At 62.4% G+C, this 19,338-nt stretch carries 17 protein-coding genes; 3 read left to right on the forward strand and 14 right to left on the reverse strand.

The features are described 5' to 3' along the window. Positions 1 to 11 precede the first annotated feature (11 nt). Positions 12 to 896, forward strand: coding sequence for a methylglyoxal synthase (locus OUZ45_RS12075; RefSeq protein WP_266170356.1), 885 nt, complete (start codon positions 12 to 14; stop codon positions 894 to 896). Further along, positions 887 to 1,654, forward strand: a complete 768-nt coding sequence (locus OUZ45_RS12080) for an NRDE family protein (RefSeq protein ID WP_266170357.1) — start codon at positions 887 to 889, stop codon at positions 1,652 to 1,654. Before OUZ45_RS12075 ends, OUZ45_RS12080 begins: the two co-directional genes overlap by 10 nt. Positions 1,655 to 1,666: 12 nt before the next feature. Here the strand turns inward: OUZ45_RS12080 and OUZ45_RS12085 are convergent, their stop codons facing one another. From OUZ45_RS12085 to OUZ45_RS12150, 14 genes are all read right to left on the reverse strand, one after another. After that, on the reverse strand, positions 1,667 to 2,077 hold the full coding sequence (locus OUZ45_RS12085) for a YchJ family protein (protein ID WP_266170358.1): 411 nt from the start codon (positions 2,075 to 2,077) through the stop codon (positions 1,667 to 1,669). Positions 2,078 to 2,185: 108 nt separating this feature from the next. Further along, the gene (locus tag OUZ45_RS12090; RefSeq protein ID WP_266170359.1) at positions 2,186 to 2,776 is read right to left on the reverse strand and encodes a DUF938 domain-containing protein; all 591 of its coding nucleotides are present in this window, start codon (positions 2,774 to 2,776) and stop codon (positions 2,186 to 2,188) included. Positions 2,777 to 2,782: 6 nt separating this feature from the next. Further along, positions 2,783 to 2,980 carry a hypothetical protein gene (locus OUZ45_RS12095; RefSeq protein WP_266170360.1) on the reverse strand — a complete coding sequence of 66 codons (198 nt, stop codon included), beginning with the start codon at positions 2,978 to 2,980 and terminating at the stop codon, positions 2,783 to 2,785. 88 nt (positions 2,981 to 3,068) lie between these two features. Further along, a complete protein-coding gene (locus OUZ45_RS12100; protein WP_266170361.1) occupies positions 3,069 to 3,644 on the reverse strand; it encodes an NnrU family protein in 576 nt (191 codons plus the stop codon). Between the two features lie 265 nt (positions 3,645 to 3,909). After that, positions 3,910 to 4,479, reverse strand: coding sequence for a HutD/Ves family protein (locus OUZ45_RS12105; RefSeq protein ID WP_266170362.1), 570 nt, complete (start codon positions 4,477 to 4,479; stop codon positions 3,910 to 3,912). Then, positions 4,476 to 6,578 (reverse strand): ATP-dependent DNA helicase DinG, encoded by a 2,103-nt coding sequence (dinG, locus tag OUZ45_RS12110; protein ID WP_266170363.1) that lies wholly within the window; start codon positions 6,576 to 6,578, stop codon positions 4,476 to 4,478. Before dinG ends, OUZ45_RS12105 begins: the two co-directional genes overlap by 4 nt. Positions 6,579 to 6,698: 120 nt before the next feature. Then, on the reverse strand, positions 6,699 to 7,352 hold the full coding sequence (locus tag OUZ45_RS12115) for a DsbA family oxidoreductase (protein WP_266170364.1): 654 nt from the start codon (positions 7,350 to 7,352) through the stop codon (positions 6,699 to 6,701). A gap of 152 nt (positions 7,353 to 7,504) precedes the next feature. Then, positions 7,505 to 10,294: a TonB-dependent receptor domain-containing protein gene (locus OUZ45_RS12120; protein ID WP_266170366.1), complete on the reverse strand. Its 2,790-nt coding sequence runs from the start codon at positions 10,292 to 10,294 to the stop codon at positions 7,505 to 7,507. Positions 10,295 to 10,732: 438 nt separating this feature from the next. Next, positions 10,733 to 13,765, reverse strand: coding sequence for a TonB-dependent receptor (locus tag OUZ45_RS12125; RefSeq protein ID WP_425601691.1), 3,033 nt, complete (start codon positions 13,763 to 13,765; stop codon positions 10,733 to 10,735). Positions 13,766 to 14,297: 532 nt separating this feature from the next. Further along, complete coding sequence (locus OUZ45_RS12130; RefSeq protein ID WP_266170369.1) at positions 14,298 to 14,804, reverse strand: DUF1993 domain-containing protein; 507 nt, start codon at positions 14,802 to 14,804, stop codon at positions 14,298 to 14,300. Further along, complete coding sequence (locus tag OUZ45_RS12135) at positions 14,801 to 16,150, reverse strand: TCR/Tet family MFS transporter (RefSeq protein ID WP_266170370.1); 1,350 nt, start codon at positions 16,148 to 16,150, stop codon at positions 14,801 to 14,803. The genes OUZ45_RS12130 and OUZ45_RS12135 overlap by 4 nt, the downstream gene beginning before the upstream one ends. Before the next feature lie 263 nt (positions 16,151 to 16,413). After that, a complete protein-coding gene (locus tag OUZ45_RS12140) occupies positions 16,414 to 16,752 on the reverse strand; it encodes an EF-hand domain-containing protein (RefSeq protein ID WP_266170372.1) in 339 nt (112 codons plus the stop codon). Next, positions 16,752 to 17,351, reverse strand: a complete 600-nt coding sequence (gene folE / locus OUZ45_RS12145; protein WP_266170374.1) for a GTP cyclohydrolase I FolE — start codon at positions 17,349 to 17,351, stop codon at positions 16,752 to 16,754. The genes OUZ45_RS12140 and folE overlap by 1 nt, the downstream gene beginning before the upstream one ends. Positions 17,352 to 17,417: 66 nt before the next feature. Continuing rightward, positions 17,418 to 18,212 carry a hypothetical protein gene (locus OUZ45_RS12150; RefSeq protein WP_266170375.1) on the reverse strand — a complete coding sequence of 265 codons (795 nt, stop codon included), beginning with the start codon at positions 18,210 to 18,212 and terminating at the stop codon, positions 17,418 to 17,420. Positions 18,213 to 18,382: 170 nt separating this feature from the next. Here OUZ45_RS12150 and OUZ45_RS12155 point away from each other — a divergent pair, with 170 nt between their 5' ends. Then, positions 18,383 to 19,198: a shikimate 5-dehydrogenase gene (locus OUZ45_RS12155; RefSeq protein WP_266170376.1), complete on the forward strand. Its 816-nt coding sequence runs from the start codon at positions 18,383 to 18,385 to the stop codon at positions 19,196 to 19,198. Positions 19,199 to 19,338: the final 140 nt, after the last annotated feature.

Here is a 19,338-nt window from a genome sequence, read left to right on the forward strand (position 1 = left end):
GGGGGAACCGCATGCGCATAGGCTTGGCCGCCAACCATCTCCACCACAGCCATGACGAGGCCGCGCTGTTCCGCTGGCTGCGGGCTTGTGGGCCGGGTATTCGCGAGCTGGGTATGAGCCTGCATGCGGTCGGCCGGACTTATGACGCCATCGTTCGTGATGGACAGCTTGCGGGCTATGCAGGACTGTTGCGCTACCCCTATGGCCGCGAGGGTGGCCTGATGAAACTGGTGGCGGAGGTGGTGGGTCTGCCGGAATCCGGCCGCGTGTTGGATGGCGCCATCTACCTGATGCATCCGGTGAACCCTTCCTCGATCTTCCCCGAGGCGGTGGCGCTCAAGCGCCAGTGCGTGATCCACCATAAGCCGTTTATTTCCACGGTGGCCTCGGCCTGCGACTGGGTGGAGCTGGAGCGCATTCATGCCGGCCTCGCTCCCGATCCGAACGCCGATGGCTTCCACGCTCTGGAGGCGCAGACGCTCGCGTTGATCGCGCATGACGCCATGAAGCCGCAGATGCTGGCCTACGCGGCGGACCATTTCGAGCTGCTGTCGCGCTTTGCCCGCCGCGTCGCCACCGGCACCACTGGCCTGCAGTTGAACGAGCTGGCCTGGAGCCGCGGCTGGCCCGCCAACAAGGCGTGGGTGCATCGTTACCAAAGCGGCCCGATGGGTGGCGATGCGCAGATCGCCGACCTGGTGCTGGAGCGACGCTGCCATCGCGTGCTGTTCTTCGAAGACCCGCATGTGGCACGGCAGCACGAAGCCGACATCCAACTGCTGGAGCGCGCCGTGACCACCGTCACCGACGATGCGGTGTGCATCACCTCGCCGGTGGTGGCGAGGCGCTGGGCGGAAGCTGCGAACAAACGTGCGGCCTTGCGGCCATGTGCCTGATCGCCTTCGGCTGGCAGGCGCATCCGCGCTGGCGGTTGTTGTTGGCGGGCAACCGCGACGAATTCCACGCGCGGCCGAGTGCGGCGCTGGCACGCTGGCCGGACTCCCCCGTGGTCGGCGGTCGCGACCTGGAAGCCGGTGGCACCTGGCTCGGCGTGACCGATGCGGGGCGTTGTTGCGTGGTGACCAATGTGCGCGATCCTGGCGATCCACAACGGGGTGTTTCCCGCGGCCTGCTGGCGACCGACTATCTACGCGGCGAGGCCGGCGCGGCGGCGCATGCGCCATCGCTGCTGCAAACCGCGGCGGACTATCGGCCGTTCAACCTGCTTACCTTCGACGCCGCCGATGCGTTCTATCTCGGCAATCGGCCGATGCCGAAGGCGCAGCCGGTGTCGCCGGGTGTGCATGGCTTGTCGAACGCCGATTTCAATACGCCCTGGCCGAAGGCCCGGGCCCTTATGCAGCAGGTGCAGGCGTGGCTGGTGTCGGCTGACGATAGCGAGGACTTCGCGCCGTTGTTCACTGCGCTGGCCGACGAACATCGGGCGCCGGACGACGAGTTGCCGGATACCGGCGTGGGGTTGGAGCGCGAGCGATGGCTGTCGTCGGCCTTCATTCGCGGCGAGCACTACGGCACGCGCGCAAGCACCGTGGTGGCGATCGGGCACGATGGCCGTGGCGTCATGATCGAGCGGCGCTTTGGGCCGTTTGGCCATTTCGAAGGTGAAACGGCGTTGAGCTTTGGCAGTGTTTAGGTGCTCGCCGACCTACGGTGCGGCGGCGTCCGGAAAGCTGCCGTCGACGTAGTACCAACGTCCCGCCTCGCGCACGAAATGGCTGATTTCATGCATGCGCTGGGCTTTGCCGCCGCCGTAGCGCAGGCGTGCCACGAATTCGACCACGGCATGGTCGTCTTGGCTCTCGTGGCGTTTCACGGTCAGGCCGAGCCAGGTGGGTGCGGGTTGCTGGGCGCCGAGCTTGAGCGTGGTCGGGCGGGTGCTGGCATGCCAGGTGGCGAGCAGATAATCCTCGCGCTTGAGCACGTAGGCGCTATAGCGCGAACGCATCAGCCGCTCAGCCGTCGCCGCCACCGCACCATCATGCAGCGGCCCGCAGCAGCGCGCGTAACCATCAGCGTTGCCGCAAGGGCAGGGAATAAAGGTGTCGATAGCTTGCACTGGAGCGCGATCGGGACTGGGCTTGGGACGTCGCGGTCATGATGCCACTGCCGGACGCGCATATCACCCGGCGTATGCCAGCGGAGACGTTGAGCAGGCGCTTGCCGATCAGCGGCGTTGCCAGACACGGCAGCGGTTGTTGGCCGGCATCGTGATGTCGTCGATCAGATGAAAGCCCGCTGCCAGCGCCAGCGCGTCGACGGCTTCTGCATCGCGGATGCCCATGTGTTCGCCGCGCGCTTTCAGCCACTGATCGAAAGCTGCGTTGCTGTCGCTGGTGTAATGGCCCTGCTTGTTGAAGGGGCCGTAGATCGCCAGCAGGGCGTTGTCCGTGGTCACTTGCGGCAGTCGCGCAAACAACGTTTCGACCTCATCCCACGCCATGATGTGCAGCGTGTTGGCGCTGAACACGGCGTCATAGCGTTGTGCGGGCCAGTGGCCGCCGACATCCAGCACCAGGGGTGCGGGTGTGTTCGGTAGCGCTGCTTCATCCAGCCAGAGACGGATGCCCGGCAGGCTTTCCGCGCGATCCGAACACTGCCAGTTCAGTTGCGGCAATGCCGCGGCGAAATACACCGCATGCTGCCCCGTGCCACTGCCGATCTCCAGCACCTGGTGCCGGTCGGCGAAGTGCTTGCGGAGTACCGCGAGGATCGGTTCGCGATTGCGTTTGCAGGCGGGAGCGTTGGGTTTCTCCACCCGGGCTCAGACAGGTTTGCCGCGCAGCACGCGAGCCGGGAGCATCAACAAGGCGCCAAGGAAGGCGAACACCGCAGTCACCGTGATGCCGGCCAGGCGCAGCGGCAGCGTGATCAGCCACACGATGGGGTAGAGCACCAGGGCCAGCAAGGCCAGTGGCCAGCAGAACACCAGCAGCAACAGCCAAAGCAGAAAGGCGGCCATATCGGGCCCTCGCAGTCAGGTTGCCGGTGACTTTAGCGCGCACCGGCAGGGCGCGTGTAGATGACTCCCGTCACCCCTACCATGGCGATTACATAGGTTTCACGCCGATCCACCACGCGTGCAGTGCAAAGGCGAAGATCGCCCAGCCTGCTACGCCAGCCAGCACCGTGATGACATCGCCCTTGGCGGTGCCGGCCGGGTAAACCGTCCCGGCCAGGCGGTCGCGTCGGCGCGACACCACGAAATCCGCCACCGCCCACACGAGGAAGGCGCCGAACAGCACGACGTCGTGCAGCATGCCGGTGGCCAGCAGGTGACCAAAGGCCCAGGTCTTCACACCGGCCAGCATGGGGTGGCCCAGCCGCGCCTTGAAGTGGTTGTTCGGCACATAGGCCGCCACCACCAGGATGAAGGCGACCAAGGTGAAAAGCCCGTTCAAGTGACGCAGCCACATCGGCGGCACATACAGCAGCACGGGTTGCAGGCGCGCTTGGCCGAAGCCGTAAATCAGCAGCACGAAGGCGATGATGGAGATGAGGGAATAGAGCCCCTTCCACTTCTTCTCGCCGAGGCGCGCGAACTGTTGCGTGCGCCAATCATTGGCGAAAATGCGCACGGAATGTACGCCAAGGAACAACACCAGACCGAGGATCAGCAAGAGCATGACGGGTCGTCTCCGTGGTGGGTGCGGGGAGTATAGGCGGCTTGGGTGGATGGGGTGTTTCAGGGCTGAGACTGGTGGGAGAGGGTGTCGCAAGGGCTTACCCCTCCCCAGCCCTCCCCTGCGAGCAAGGGAGGGGGCAGGTCGCCGAAAGCACGGAGCTCTTTGCTCCTCCCCTTGCTTGCAGGGGGAGGCTGGGAGGGGGTGAGCCCTTGCGCCGCCGCCGCACTCTCGAGCTCTTCCGTCCAACAACGGCACGGGCCGAAATTCAGACCTTCGCCAACTCGATGAAGACCGCCAACGCCACGGTATCGCCCTGCCAAAACATGGTCTCGCCTACCGGAGGTGGATACAACCACGCATCCCCCGCCCGCAACAAACCATCCGGCGTTTCCACCTCACCCCGCGCGACATAAACCAGCGAAACGCCATCGAGCGGATGGCGCACCCCAGCCCTCCACACGTCTACCCGTCCTCGCGCTTTCCCTCGGCGCAGCATCAGGTTGAAGTCGCGCGTTGGCCCATTGGCCAGCGCAACGTCCACCGACGCTTCTCCGGGAAAGGCGAAGGGCATAAAGGGCTCATGCAGCCGATGTTCGCTGGAGCCGCCATCGAGCGTCATGGTGAAGCCCGCCCCTTCCAGCAGGGCGATATGACGATCGACGCCGGGAAAGGTGGAGAACGGTGCGGCGCTATCCACTTCGGCCACGCTAACGCGCCACAAAAAGCTCGCAATGTCGGCCCCCGGCGGAAACACGGCGATCTCGCGCGTCCGGCCCATGCCGTTCTTCCACGGCTGCGGCGGGCAATCCTGCGCGCGGATAATGCGCGAACTCACGCCGCGCGCTCGATCACGCGTGCGAATGGCGGCAAGGCATTGAGCATGCGTTGCCCGTAATGCTTGAGCACCACGCGGCGATCCAGCAGCACGATGCGGCCATGGTCGGTTTCGGTGCGGATCAAGCGGCCGCAATACTGCGTAAGCACGCGCGTCGCTTCCGGCACGGTGACTTCGATGAAGGGATTGCGGCCGCGCGATTCCAGCCATTCCGCGTAAGTGGCACCCACCGGGTCGGTAGGTACGGCGAACGGCAACTGCGTGATCACCACCGTTTCGCACAGCTTGCCCGGCAGATCGAGACCTTCGCCGAACGAAGCCAGCCCGAACAGCGTGCTGCCTTTACCGGCCTCGATAGCGGCGATGTGTTCGGCGACCAGTTGTGCCTTGCCCAGCGAACCCTGCGCGCGCACTCGGCGCACGTGTTCGATCGGCAGTTTCTGCAGAACGCGATCAAGTTTGGCGCGAGAGGTGAACAACACCAGGTTGCCGGCATCCCAGTCCAGGTTGGCGGCGAGCCAGTCGGTGATCTCTTGTGCGTGTGCCTCGCGTGCATCAGGCAGCGCGTTCAGTGCGGGCACTTCCAGTCGCGCCTGGGCGGCGAGATTGAAGGGCGAAGGCAAGCTGAGGGTGACCGCTTCATCTGGCAGACCCACAGCATCGGCGAAGCCGCGGAAGTTGCCGCCCGCGCTGAGCGTGGCCGAGGTCATCACCACCGCGCTCGCATTGCCCCACAGCACGCTGCTAAGTAGACCGGCGGCGGAGACGGACGAGGCGTGGCAGACCAGTTGCTGGTCGGCGCTGAGGGTGACCCAGCGCGCGAGCGGCGGGGCGCCTTCGCGATCTTCGCTGGACCACGCGCGCCACGTGCGCAGCTGGCGGTCGATGCGCTCGAGTGCCATGCCGAGTTCGCGCGACAGCGCTTCGTTGGTGGGGCCGCCTTCGGTCATTTCCAGCACGGCGCGGCGCACGGCGCTGATCCAGCGTTCGATCTCGCCGGTGAACACGTACAACACGCGCGCATGCTCCACCCACGACTCCGGCAGCTGGCCCAGCGAGCCGCGATACATCGGCTCGTCGTCATCGGGCGAGGGCAGCCAGGCAAGGCGGATGTCTTTCTCCAGTTCTTCCAGCGCGTCGCTCAGCTCCTGCAGCTTTTCGTCGCCGGCATCCAGCGTGAGCTTGCCGATCACTTGCTTGTCGGTGAGCGAGTAGGCGGCATGGATCTGCCGGCACAGGCGACTGAGCTGGCGCACGGCCACGCTCATGTGCACCTCGGCAGCACCGCGATCGATCGCCTTGGACGGCACGTGGTGCCCTTCGTCGAAGATGTAGAGCACTTCGTCCGGCTTGGGCAGGATCACACCGCCGAAACCGTCTTCCTCGCGCGGCATAGTGAGATCGGCCAGCACCAGATCCTGATTGGCGACGATGATTTCCGCATCGCTCACCGCGCGTCGGGCGGCGAAGAACGGACACGCCATGAACTGTCCGCACTTGCGGCCGGTGCAGCCTCCCGCGCTGGTGGTAATCAATGCGCGCAACATATCGCCGGGCGCTTCGGGGGCGTTGTCCATGTCGCCGTCCCATTCGTTGCGATCGAACGCGCCGGCCAATTTGGACAGTGCCTGCTTGTCGCGCTCGGCGGGCGGCTTGGACCACAGCGCCAGGTCGGCGTCGAAACCGAGCCCCATCTGCCCAGCATCCTGCACGCTGTTGCGTGCCATCGCCAGATTGCGCGGGCACAAGTAACGACCGCGGCCTTTGGCCAGCGCCACTTTGGCTTCGCGCCCGTTGAGCTTGAGATACAGCGGAATGTCGCGCTGCACCAGCTGCTCTTGCAGGGCCACAGTGGCGGTGGCGATCAGCAGCTTCTTCTTCTGTGCGCGCGCCACTTCCACGCCCGCAATGAGATACGCCATCGACTTGCCGGTGCCGGTGGGCGCCTCAATCACCGCGGCGCCGCCTTCCTGCGCCAGTGCCTTGGCCACCTCCGCAATCATCTTTCCCTGCGAAGCGCGCGCACGGAAGCCCGGCAGGCCTTCTTTCAGGCGCGCATAGGCAGCGCGGATGGATTCCTTGGTGTCGTCGGTGAGCATGCGGCCGGCGGAAGAGCGAATCGGGGTTTGCGCTGGATCGCCTGTGGGGCGGGGCGCTGACCGGCCATTGTAAGGGGATGAGCGGGATCGCGCCCGGGTAGGGGCGCGATCCTTGCTGGGTCAGGCTTCCGCGGCGATCCGGCGTAGCGTTTGCTCGAATACTTCCGGCGGCTGGCCGCCTTGAATCAAGTAGCGATCGTTCACAATGACAGACGGTACGGAATGGATGCCTTGCGCCTGGTAGAAGCGTTCCTGCTCGCGCACTTCATCGGCGTAGCGACTTTCAGCGAGCACCGCACGCGCTCCGTCCGCACCAAGGCCCGCCTGCGCGGCCGCTTGCACTAGCACCTCATGCGAGCTGACATTCTGCCCATCCGTAAAGTAGGCGGAGAGAAGTGCGTGCTTCAGTTCCGCCTGCTTACCCTGTGCTTCGGCCCAATGCAACAGACGATGCGCGTCGAACGTGTTGTAGATGCGGCTTCGCTTGTCCATGTTGAAGGTAAAGCCGACTTCAGCGCCGCGCTGCCGAATCGCCTCGCGGTTCTGCGCCATCTGCTCCGGCGTGCTGCCGTACTTGCGTGCCAGATGCTCGCCGATATCCTCGCCTTCCGGCGCCATCTGCGGATTCAGCTCGAACGGCTGGAAATGCATCTCAACCGCCACTTCGCCATCCAAACGCTGCAGCGCCTGTTCCAGCGAGCTCAGGCCAACGGCGCACCAGGGGCAGACGACGTCGGAGACGAAATCAATTTTGAGCTTGCTGGCATGCGACATGGCTTGGTTCTCGGCGAGGATCGTGAGCGATTGGACAAATCCTAAGTAGGGCCAAAGCCCGCGTAGTCAATATCGTGCTCAGGCTCAAAATCCAGACAAAGAAAAAGAGCCCCACCGATGGTGGGGCTCTTTGGGTTCATTCGGCAAAGCGGCTACTTACCGAGCTTGTAAGTGGCCTGCACATAGAAAGTGCGGCCAAACACGTTGTAGTTCTCATTGTTGTATGGGCTGGTGCTGGTGCCTGGGTAACTGTTGTCCTTGGGGGGCATTTTGTTGAAGAGATTGTTCACCAGGAAGGAGAGGGTCAGATCCGGGGCGGGGTTATACGACACGCTGGCGTTGTACCGAATCCAGGGGGCGAGCTTGCCGGCACCGGGCGTGTTGTAGTCGTTGCTCAACGAAGCGATGTAGTTGGGGGTGCTGCCATACCGGTTCGCATACAGCGTGGTGCTCCACGCATTGCGAAGCCAGGTGATCGATGCGTTGGCCTTGGTCTTGAAGTCAGTGCTGTAGTTGGGCGATCGCAACAGATCGATCGTCGGATCGCCTGGGTAGGGCTGGTACGAGTGCTTAAGCACATTGCTGTAAGACGCGTTCAACGCCAGGCTGCCAAGTTCGCCAATGCCAAAGCTGTAGTCGAAGTTCGCGTTGATGGCGTTTACGGCTTCCTTCGCGACGTTGACCTTGGGTGTGTAGATGCCGGTGATGTTGCCAAGAGCATCGCGTGCCACTTGATCAAGCGCGGCGACACAAGTAGGTAAGTTGATGTCGAGTGCGCCAAGACGACAGAGGGCTTCCTGCTGTGCCAGCTGGTCCGCACTTTGCTGTGCCACCTCGTCCTTGATGCCCCAGTGCAGATAGTCCACCGTAATCGCCATGCGCGAAACCGGTGCCAGCACGAAACCGTAACTCCATACTTTCGCGTTGATCGGCTGCAGGTTCGAATTACCCGATTGTGTGCCGACGTACTGCACGCTGTTGTACTTCGACGGGCATTGAGCCGCTTGGCCTGGGCCGAACCCAAGCAACGCGCAGTTGTAATAGTCGGTGACGGTGCTGTAGTAACCGCTTTCACCCTGGAACTGATCCGACAACGTTGGAGCCTTGAAGGCCGATCCGTACTTCGTGCGAAGCATCAGGAAGTCGGTTGGACGGTATTCGAAGCCTACGCTGTAGGTTGGCTTGCTGACTGTCTGCTTGGCCACGTCGAACGCGTCATAGCGCACGGAGGCATTCATTGTTAGCTGCTCTAGCAGGGGAAGACGGAGCTCCGTAGTCGCTGCATATCGCGTGCGATGGCCCGCGCCCTGTATCGCCGATGTTCCCCATACATCGCCAGTGAGAAGACGCGTATCGGGCGCGTAGTTCCAACCTTGATTGCCGCCCTCGAGCACGACAGCAATGCCGGCATCGCCACCAGGCATCTTTACCAATGAGGCATTGGTGAGCTGGGCACGCCATAAATTGTCCCAGGTCTTGCTACGTGTCGAGGTGTAGCCCGTGAAGCTGCGAAAATCGGCCGTCGAGATCGGCGAGTAGAAGGCCGCATAGTCGGGGGTGAAGATGTCAAGGCCGTTAGGATCGACGCCAAGGCTTGGGCCGAGCACGTGACTGGCGAAGTACGCTTCCATCGGCTTGGTGAAACGCGCAAATTGGCGCTCGTTCAACTTGTCGTCGGAGTGTGTAAAGCTGGCATCGTAGTCCCACTGGGACGAACCCAGCCGGCCCTTGGCGCCCAAGGTGAGCATGTAGGCGTTCTCAATCCGCCTGTTCATGATGGAACGGTAGCCGCCGACTTCTTCTGGTGAGAAGGCGCGCTGCAGATTGACGTAGTCGTCCAGATTCGGATCGTAGAACGCGCCATAGCTCGATCCCGTTCCCCACCAGGTAAAAGAGGGGCCTGGCGTGTCCTTCTGCTCCTGATAGGTGTAAAGCAGGTCGCCATAGAGCTGGACGTGATCGTTCACGTCGAAGGTGACGTGTGTGTACCCCTGGGCACTCTTTACGTCATTGGCCAGGGTGCGGTACCCGGCCGAGTACATCGAACCGCAGTATTCGCCGCTGTTTGGCCGGTTCTGCAGACCTTCGGTGCCCTGATACTGGCCGTTGACCTGGGAGCACTTGTTGGGATCGAGCATGTAGTAACCGTTGCTCGTTTTGGTGGCACTGTAGATCAAGTAATCGCGGGAAGGCACCGGTGCGGAGGTGCCGTTTTGATTCGCTTTGGCGGTGAGTTCGCGGTCAAAACCCCAGATCGGCTGGGTCTTTTCGAACTGCACGCCACCCATGATGTTGAGGCGGCCAATCTGGAAACTGTTGGCCAGGCTGATGCGACGATCCACGCCGCCGCCGTCCTGGCTCCAGCCGTAGCGCACGTCGACCACCGGCGCATCGAGCTTCTTCTTAAGGATGATGTTGATAACGCCTGCAATGGCATCCGAGCCGTACAGGGAAGATTGTCCGCCGGGAAGGATTTCGATGCGCTCAACCAGTTCGGTAGGAATGCCGCTGAGATTGTTGAAGACGTCGCTGCCGTTGTAGAGGCCAGGGAAGTTACCCATGGGCCGTCCATCAATCAGATACTTCACGAAACCCACCGGCAGACCGAACATGCTCAGCGTCTGCGCCCCGGGGGTGAAGCCTCCTGAGGACTGTGATCCTTGCGCACCGCCGGTCGCGAAGGACGATTGCTGAAGGGCATCGGCGACCGTGGCAAAACCCTTGGCCTTGAGGTCGGATGCGGTGATGGTGGTAATAGGTGTTGAGGTTTCGACTTCCGTTTGCGGAATCAGTGAGCCGGTGACCGTAATGCTTTCCAGCGTGGAGGTCTTCTTGCCTTCGCTGCTTATGTTGGCATCGTTGCTTTGGGCCAATGCTGCGAACGGTGGTGTGAACAACACAGCGGCGATGGCGGTGACCAGCAGCTTCCTTTGCTTCTTCAAGGTTTTTTCCCCACGATGGACGTGAAGAAGTAATTAGCCTTGTTGGTTGAGCAGGAGCAATCAGAAGCTTCCCAAATTCGTAACGTATAGCGAATGGCTGACGTGCATTGCGGCAAATGCTGTAGGCGTTGATCAATTTTCTGCGAAATGGAAGGGGCATCGAGTACGGATTTCGCTGACTTGCGCAAAGCCTGCGTCGACTTCGCATATTCCGTCAATGAAGCAGGCCCTGTTGGGCTAGCGCAAAAAAGCCGCCGGAGTTGCCGGCGGCAAGGGGAGTGCTGGAGTCCACTGTGATGGACACCTTCGATGGCCTGTCCCGGTCCATCGAAGATCGCCGGGGTTGCAACTAGGCTCCCACCCCACATCAGCCCATGCGGCGGTTTGCATTGCGCGCCGCCGCATGGTCTGAAGATGAGTCACATCAGGACGGCGCGATCAGAAGTCGTACGTCGCCGAGAGACGTGCATAACGTGGTTGCTGCGTGTACAGCGGGATGCCGTAGGTGTTGGAGACCGTATAGCGATCGGTCTCGTAAAGGGCATCCGTCACGATCGGCTTGCGCTCGTTCAGCACGTTGAAGATGCTGAGATTGAAGGCAAGCTTCTGTCCAGCGAACTGCGGACGGTAGGTCACAGCCAGGTCAAGCTGCTTCGTCCACGGCAAGCGGCCAAGACTTCCAAGCGGCGTTGGCTTGCCAGCGCAGAAGCGGTACCTCGAACCGTAGGCTGAAGGATCGGATTCATCGGTGCCGTAATAGCCCATGCAGGCCTTGGGCGTACCTGATGCGATCTGCAGCGAGCCAGATACCATCCATTCCGGTGAAACCTGGTAGGCGCCACGTGCCTTCAACTGATGGGTACGGTCATTCGACAGCAGGCCATTGCTGTTGGCCATGAGCGAGGCGAAATCCCAGTCCTGGGTCTTGGATATATCGCCCTGGCCGATGGTGGAGAGCACCTGGCCTTCGGAGTTGCCGTAACTGCGCGAGAAGGTGTAGTCGATGCGGCCTTGCCACTTGCCGTCGAACGGATGTTCCAGGAACAGATCCAGTGCGTAGTACTTGCGCTTCGCACCTTGGTCGAAACCCCAATCCTTGGAGGTCATGGTGACTTCGCTGTAGCCATTGCCATCGGCATTCGCCAGCAGGAACGTATTGGTCTTGCCCGGGTTGAAGATCAGGCAGCCGTTGGGGAACACGACGCTGTTCGGGTCGATGCCACTCGCGATGGCCTTGTTGGCCAGGGCATTGAAGTCGCAGACGTCGTCAATGGCTGTCTGCAGCTTGCGCACCGTGGCCTTGGCGCCGTACACCCAGTCGCTGCCCAGGGTCTTGCTGAAACCCAGGATGGCTTCGTCCTGATACTGCGAACGCAGGTCCTTGGCGGCAACCGTCTTGGGGTCCGGTGCCTGGCCGTATTCACCGTTGGCCGAAACGGGGCCAGGTCCAATCGGCGTCAGGCCCGTCGGCGCACCGGTAACGGGATCGATGCCTGTATAAGTGAAATACTCGTCGGTAAAGGTGGATGCCGAGGCGCCACGAATCGCGACGCTGTTGGGTAGCGCGAGGTAGTAACGGCCCAGGTTGCCGAACACCTTGAAGGTGGAGTCGCCCAACACATCCCAGCTGAAGCCAAGGCGCGGCGCCCACTGGTTCTTGTTGTGCACGTACGCTTGGCCGGCGTTGTTGTAGTTGGTGAACTGGTCGTTGCGAATACCCAGGCTCAGCAACCAGCGGTCGTTGACCTGCCAGCGATCCTCCAGGTATTGCGCTTTCTGGTCCACCGACATGCTGGTGGTGGTGTCGAAAACGCGCCTGCGAGCATAGTATCCCTCACCACCCGGTGAACCGACGCCGAGTGTGGGATTGAGCGGAACACCCGGATCGTTGGACTTGCTGTAGTACCACGCGTAGCCCGGACCGTCGATCCGTTGGCCTTCGGCCGTGGCGGCGTAATGCATGTTGTCGATGCCGAGCGCCAGCTGGTGGTCGCCCAGCTTGTATTCCAGATCAAGACGCAGGCCGTGGCTCTTGCTGCTGGCATTGGGCGACTTGCCGAGAAGTGTCGTCACGCCATTGCGGATGGGCGTGCCGCCGGTGAGGGCGGGGTCTTGTTCCGTGACGCCGCCGAGATAGGGCAGGTCGGCATCGCGGCCAGGCGTAACGGCGTAGTTCACCGCCTTGTTCTGACCATAGGTAGCCGAGAAGGTCAGATCATCGGTGATGTAGCTGGTGAACTTGCCGATGTAGATGTCCGAGCCTTTCTTGGTGGAGGTGTCGTAGCCGAAGAGCGCGCCCTGCTCGCCGGTTGTGTAGTCGTAGTGGTGCAGCGAGCCGGCATAGGACGTTTTGCTCGAAATATTGGTCAGCTCGAGGATGTTGCTGTCGTTGATGTTCCAGTCCAGCTTTGCGTAGTGCTTGGGCCGGCTGTAGCTGTAGTAGTTGTTGTTCGGTTGCGCCACGGCGGACGAGGACGTCGACTTGCCTTCCTGCTTCTCCGCTTCTGCGGCGACGAATAGGAACAGTTTGTCCTTGATCAGCGGACCGCCGACATAGGCGCCGTAAGTGGTGGTCCAACTGGTGTTGCCCTTGCGGGAGCGATAGGGCGTTCCAGGCAGCTTTTGGTTGCTATAGCCGTAGTGTTCGGGGAGCGTGGCGTTCGGGTAGTCAATGCTCGGGGGGGCGGACTCCAGGAACCTGGGTGCCCACAACACTTGTGCACCGTAGTGCCATTCGTTGGTGCCGCGTTTACCGACCTGGCTGATCACGCCGCCGTCCGAACGACCGTACATCGCGCTGTAACCGCCGGTGTAAACCTCCTGCTGATCGATGGCGCCGTAGGGCAGGCCGATGCCACCGAGATTCGATAGCGGATCGGAGGTGTTGAATCCGTTGATGTAGTAAGCGTTCTCGCTCACCGACGAGCCACCGAAGGAAACCAGCGAGCCACCGGTGGGCCCAGTGAAATAGCTGCTGCCCGACACGACGCCGGGAGCAAGCAGCGCGATGGATTCCGCATTACGAGCAAGCGGTAGCCGCGCCAGTTCTTGGGATGTCACCACCGTGCGCGAATCCACTGTGGAGACGTCGATTGACGGCAGCGCATTCGCGGATACGGTAACGGTGGATAGCGACGACGCATTTGCCGCAGAGGCAAAGGACACCTCGGTGCCGGCATTCACCACCAGGTTGACGTTGTCGCGCTTGTCGACCGTCGAGCCGTTGCGTTGAAGCGTGACGGTATAGGTGCCCAGCGGAAGGTTGCTGATGCGGTAGCGACCGGAGCTGTCCACGGTGACTTGTCGGGTGATGCCAGTCGAACCGCTGATCGCTACCGTTTCACCGGCCTGTGCCTGGCCAAAAATGCTGCCGGTGGTGGACTGCGCGAATGCAACGTTCGTGATACCGAACGCCATCACGGTTGCGATAGCAGTGGCAAGAACATTCCTATGCTTTGTCGCCTTGGCGATGGCGGGCCTTGCGGCTACGGATGAGGCGTAATCGCGGCTATGGCGTGCTTTCAATGTGTGTCTCCCCAAAGGTTGTCGTATGGCTCGAAGCCTGTAGAGGTCGCTGGCTTCTAGTGAAAGGGGCGCCGTCAGCACGCATCGTGCGAGCAGCCGAGAGCTATCTCTTGGCTAGGTGCTGCGGCGTCGCTTTACGATCTGATGTCGAATCTCTGACGAAACATTTACAGATCGCCGCTACGTAAATAGTCGGGCAGGCCGTTGGCAGACAATCGGATCAATCTGAAAATGGAGCCGACATAGACGAGTCGCTGTGCGATCGCACAGTGCTATGGGGAGCTATGCAGGTCCGTATGTGCTTTGCACATCGCGGTGACGCTTGTGCGATGCGCAGCTCAAGGATGGCAGGCCGCTATGCGCGCGGCGTGCATGAGCGTTGATCGCAGGCCGAATGATTTCGGCCTGCGTATCTCAGTGTGGTGGCGTACTTCTCTGTCCGAATGCGGCGTGGTTTCGTTGCCGCTGGGCGAAGGACTCAAGCCTTCCCAATAAAATCCGTCTTGCCCAACTCAACACCCGCCGTGCGCAGGATGTTGTAAGCCGTGGTGCAGTGGAAGAACAGGTTGGGCAACACGAAGTGCAGCAGGTAGGCCTGGCCTTCGAAGTTGATGTCGCCGTTGCGGGATTTGATGGTCACCGCGCGTGCTTCGCTGCCGTCAATCTGCTCGGTCTTGAAGCTCTTGATGTAGTCGATGGCTCGCTCCAGGCGGGCGTGCAGTTCATCGAAGCTGGTTTCGTTGTCCTCGAACTTCAACGGTTCGACGCCGGCCAGGCGGGCGCTGCCGTTTTTGGCCATGTCGGTGGCGATCTGCACCTGCCGCACCAGCGGGAGCATGTCGGGGATCAGTCGCGTCTGCAGCATGACTTCGGGCGTCACGTCCTTGGATTTTGCGTGAGCTTCGCCTTTCTTCAGCACATGGCTGAGGTTCGCAAGCGTGCGCAGAAATACAGGTACCGAGGCTTGATACATCGAAAGGGTCATGGGGATGGCTCCGTTGGATCAGCGGGACGGGTGACAGCGATCGGCGAGAGATCGCTGGGAACGGCGGCGGCCCGCGGTTCGGGCTCGTTAGTGATGATGGTCGCGTGGTCGGGCGTATGGCGGGTGATGCGCGCTGCGATCACCGTACCGATCAGCAACAGCACGGCGGAGACGACAAAGGCGAGGCCGGGCAGATGGATCGGCGACTGCGGCGAGATCGAGAACGCAAAGATCTGTGCGAACAGATACGGCCCGAAAATGCCGGCGAAACTGCCAAGGCTTGCAATGGCACCCTGCAGACGACCTTGCTCGGTCGGATCCACCTGGTGCGTCATGATCGACTGGATCGGCGGGCCGGACAGCCCCCACAGCGCCATCAACGGAATGCCGAGTAGGAAGACCCAGCCGGTACTGGCCAGACCCATCAGCAGAAAGGAGCCGATGCCGCACAACATGCCCCAGACCAGCACGCGTCGCTCGCCGTAGCGCGGCGTGAGCCGCCCGGTGAGGAATGCCTGCACCGAGCCATCGCAGGCGCCGACCAGCATCAACACGAAACCCACTGCCTGCGGCCCCCAGCCATAGCGATAGTCGGCGTACAACACAAAGGTGGTTTGCAGTACGTAGTGGGCGAGATAGACCAGAAACATCACGATCGCCAGCCCAAGCACCTGCGGATAGCGGCGCAGCAGTTTCAGCGCGCCGAGTGGATGCGCACTATGCAGTTCGAAGCGCGGTGTGCGGCGTTCCTTCGGCAGCGACTCCGGCAACACGAACAGGCCATACAGGAAATTGCAGGCAGCCAGCCCCGCCGCGACCCAGAACGGCAGGCGCAACGAGATGTCGCCCAGGAACCCGCCCAGTCCCGGGCCAATGATGAAGCCCAGGCCGAACGCGCCGCCGAGCATGCCGAATGCAGCTGCACGCTTCTCTTTCGGCGTGATGTCGGCAATGTAGGCGTTGGCGGTGGTGAAACTGGCCGCCGTCATGCCCAGCACGATGCGTGCGGCGAACAGCAGCCACAGCGTCGGCGCCAGCGCCAGCACCACGAAATCGACCGCCAGCCCGAGGTTGGAAATGAGAATGACCGGTCGCCGCCCGAAACGATCGGACAGCGCACCCTGCACCGGCGAAAAGCCGAACTGCACGAGCGCGAACACCGTGCTGAAGATGCCCACCCACCAGGCCGCATTGGCAATGCCGCCACCGGCCAACTGCTCGATCAAATGCGGCAGCACCGGAATGACGATGCCGAACGCCAGCATGTCCAGCAGCACCGTGACAAAAATGAAGGCGACCGCCGCACGGCGGCGCGGTTCGGTGACATGCGTGAGGGGCTGATCCATGCGGGGGGAGTGTTCGGTGACGGGAAAGACCAAACGATAGCGCAACCTGGTCGATGGAATGGTGGCGGGCGTTGCGGCAGCGCATCACGGTGTTCCCGTAGAGCGCACCCGTTGCGCGACAAACCGACAGGACTGCCGGTTTGCACGGCGTGAGCCGCCTGAAGGGCGATGGCCAGAGATGGTGCGCTTGACTGATCTGTGTGCGGAGCGTGGCGCCGGGATCGCGCACAGGGTGCGCTCCTACAAGGGCACCTGGGTGTGGCTCAGCCTTGCGGTGGTGCGGCCAGTTCCTTGGCGCTGAGGTAACCGTCGTGGTTGCGGTCCAGCTTGTGGAACTGGCGCCGCAGGTTGTCCTGGTACTGCTGCAGGGTGATGGGCTTGCCGCGGCCGCCGGGGAGTTCATCTGCCTCCAGCACGCCGTCGCCATTGGTGTCCATGCGGCGGAAGCCGGCGCTCATGTACTCCACGTACTCGGCTTCGCTGACCTTGCCGTCGCCGTTCGTATCCATCCGCTTCAGGTATTCCGCGGGAGTGCTGGGGTAGCTCTGCGCTGCCGCGAGCAGCGGCAGGGCGAACAGTGCAGCGATGAAAAACTTGCGCATCAGCGCCCGCCGCGGATACCGATGAACTGCAGGAATTCCGAGCGGGTGCGCGCGTCGTCACGGAACGCGCCGAGCATCTGGCTGGTGATCATCGATACGCCGCGCTTATGCACACCGCGGGTGGTCATGCACTCGTGGCTAGCGTCGATCACCACCGCCACGCCCAACGGCTCCAGGTTTTCCTGGATGCATTGCGCGATCTGCGCGGTGAGCTTCTCCTGCACCTGAAAGCGGCGGGCATAGGCCTCGACCACGCGGGCGAGCTTGCTGATGCCGACCACGCGATGGGTGGGCAGGTAGCCGACATGGGCGCGGCCGACGATCGGGGCCATGTGATGTTCGCAGTGGCTTTCGAACTCGATGTCGCGCAAGACCACCATTTCGTCGTAGCCGGCCACTTCCTTGAAGGTGCGGCGCAGGTACTCGCCCGGGTCGGTCTGGTAACCGGAGAACCAGTCGCGATACGCCTTCACCACGCGCTTGGGCGTATCGAGCAGGCCTTCGCGGTTCGGATCCTCGCCGGACCAGCGCAACAGCACGCGTACGGCCTCCTCAGCCTGCTCGCGGGTGACGTCGGTCGGGTGGGTCGGGTCGCTCATGCAGATTCCTTCGGCTACGTACACAGACGATGAAGTGTAGCGCCCACGTCAAGTCCCTGGCTGGACTCAGGGGTCCGGCACGAAATGGCCGGGGAAGGGCTCGGGCTGGCCCGGGCGAGGCGGCGCAGGCGGTACAACACCTTGCGCCCGCAGATGTTCCCAGGTGTCGTAGTAGAGCGTGATGACCTCATCCGGTGTGCTCGATGCCCGCTTGAAATCGACGTAGTTCACGGCGGAGTACTCGCGTTGGCCGTGGCCTGTGCCCAATGGCGCCTCGGCCTTGGCCAGGGCCGCCGCGGGAGCTGACTGGGCTGCGGCGGTATAACGGGAGGCTGCCTCCGCAGCTGGTGGCGCGGCGACCGGCGCATCCGCTTCGCGGCGCATGGGGATGGGCTGCTGCATCGGCACATAGGCCGGCTGACGACGAAACACCGCCACGCCGATCACACCCACATTGTCCGGCCGTCCGGTGCGCACGGCATAACTCTGCGCGAAATCCGCAAACACAAAATCGGCCACATGCGTGAGGCTTTTGCGCCAACCGAGCACATCCGTGTTCTCGTAAGGGTTCAGCACATAGCCCGTTTGCGACCAGTCAGCCGTTTCGCCGGAGATCGCATTCACCGCATCGACCGAGAGCACGGCCAGCACATCGTCGCCGCTGCGGCTGCGCAGGCTGACTTGGTAGCGATGGCCCGGCTGCCCGGCAATGTAGTAGCGGCCGTCGTGCTGGTAGACCGGCAGGCTGCGCTGACTGGTGCGGTCGTACACGCTGAGATCCAGCATGCGGCCGACCGCCGCGGCGTGTCCGGCATGGGTCAGGCCCGCGGCCAGGGCGAGTGTCATCAGCAAGGTTTTCATGGGACGACTCCGGCACGCATCGCAACTCGATGCATGAGGTGAAACGTCGCTATCCGGTATTTGGGGTTTGAAGGAGCGCACACAGGGTGCGCTCTTACCGATGGGCGCGGGTGCGCAATCGTGGCAGGCTGGATGACTCAGATCGCATCAACGAATGACGGGAGCACCGCATGACCAGCCGCATCAACCGCGATACCCAGCTGTGCATGTCGCTGTCCGGCCGGCCAGGCAACTTCGGCACGCGCTTTCAGAATTACCTGTACGAAGCGCTGGGACTGAACTACGTCTACAAGGCTTTCACCACGCGGGATCTGCCGGCGGCGATCGGCGGTATCCGTGCACTGGGCATTCGCGGCTGCGCGATCTCGATGCCCTTCAAGGAAGCCTGCATTCCATTGGTGGACGAGATCGATACCTCGGCCGCAGCGATCGAGTCGATCAACACCATCGTCAACGACGATGGTCACTTGCGTGCCTACAACACCGACTACATCGCAGTGGCCACGTTGATCGAACAGCATCAGGTTCCGCCGGACATCACGCTCGCCCTGCGCGGCAGCGGTGGCATGGCCAAGGCGGTGGCCTGCGCGCTGCGCGATGCCGGATTTCGTCATGGCCATATCGTCGCTCGCAATGAAACGGCCGGCCGCACGTTAGCCGAGGCCTGCGGCTACGCCTGGTCGTCCGATATGCAGGGCGTGCAGGCCGAGTTGCTGATCAACGTCACGCCGATCGGGATGGAGGGCGCGGAGGCGGATACCTTGGCTTTCAGCGAGCAGGAAGTGGAACGCGCGCGGGTGGTGTTCGACGTGGTTGCGTTGCCGCCGGAGACGCCGTTGATTCGGCTGGCACGGGCCAAGGGCAAGTCGGTGATTACCGGTGCGGAAGTGATCGTGTTGCAGGCGGTGGAGCAGTTTGTGCTGTACACGGGGGTGCGTCCCGATGACGCGCTGATTGCACGTGCAGCCGCGCATGCGATCGGTTGAATACGTTCTCGGATGGGTATCAGTGTGACTCCCTCTCACCTTCGGGGAGAGGGTTTGGGTGAGGGGCGGGTGCTCGGTTCAACGCCTCTACTACGTCATTCCGGCGTAGGCGGGAATCTAGCGGAGTGGTGCTTCGATTG

The sequence above is a fragment of the Dyella subtropica genome, from assembly GCF_026283965.1.
In the GTDB taxonomy this organism is placed as follows: domain Bacteria; phylum Pseudomonadota; class Gammaproteobacteria; order Xanthomonadales; family Rhodanobacteraceae; genus Dyella_D; species Dyella_D subtropica.

Excerpts from the sequence above, each read along its gene's own strand:
- OUZ45_RS12075 (WP_266170356.1), top strand. The coding sequence starts at position 12 with ATGCGCATAGGCTTGGCCGCCAACCATCTCCACCACAGCCATGACGAG.
- OUZ45_RS12080 (WP_266170357.1), top strand. The coding sequence starts at position 887 with ATGTGCCTGATCGCCTTCGGCTGGCAGGCGCATCCGCGCTGGCGGTTG.
- OUZ45_RS12095 (WP_266170360.1), bottom strand. The coding sequence starts at position 2,980 with ATGGCCGCCTTTCTGCTTTGGCTGTTGCTGCTGGTGTTCTGCTGGCCA.
- OUZ45_RS12100 (WP_266170361.1), bottom strand. The coding sequence starts at position 3,644 with ATGCTCTTGCTGATCCTCGGTCTGGTGTTGTTCCTTGGCGTACATTCC.
- dinG (WP_266170363.1), bottom strand. The coding sequence starts at position 6,578 with ATGCTCACCGACGACACCAAGGAATCCATCCGCGCTGCCTATGCGCGC.
- OUZ45_RS12115 (WP_266170364.1), bottom strand. The coding sequence starts at position 7,352 with ATGTCGCATGCCAGCAAGCTCAAAATTGATTTCGTCTCCGACGTCGTC.
- OUZ45_RS12130 (WP_266170369.1), bottom strand. The coding sequence starts at position 14,804 with ATGACCCTTTCGATGTATCAAGCCTCGGTACCTGTATTTCTGCGCACG.
- OUZ45_RS12135 (WP_266170370.1), bottom strand. The coding sequence starts at position 16,150 with ATGGATCAGCCCCTCACGCATGTCACCGAACCGCGCCGCCGTGCGGCG.
- OUZ45_RS12140 (WP_266170372.1), bottom strand. The coding sequence starts at position 16,752 with ATGCGCAAGTTTTTCATCGCTGCACTGTTCGCCCTGCCGCTGCTCGCG.
- folE (WP_266170374.1), bottom strand. The coding sequence starts at position 17,351 with ATGAGCGACCCGACCCACCCGACCGACGTCACCCGCGAGCAGGCTGAG.
- OUZ45_RS12150 (WP_266170375.1), bottom strand. The coding sequence starts at position 18,212 with ATGAAAACCTTGCTGATGACACTCGCCCTGGCCGCGGGCCTGACCCAT.
- OUZ45_RS12155 (WP_266170376.1), top strand. The coding sequence starts at position 18,383 with ATGACCAGCCGCATCAACCGCGATACCCAGCTGTGCATGTCGCTGTCC.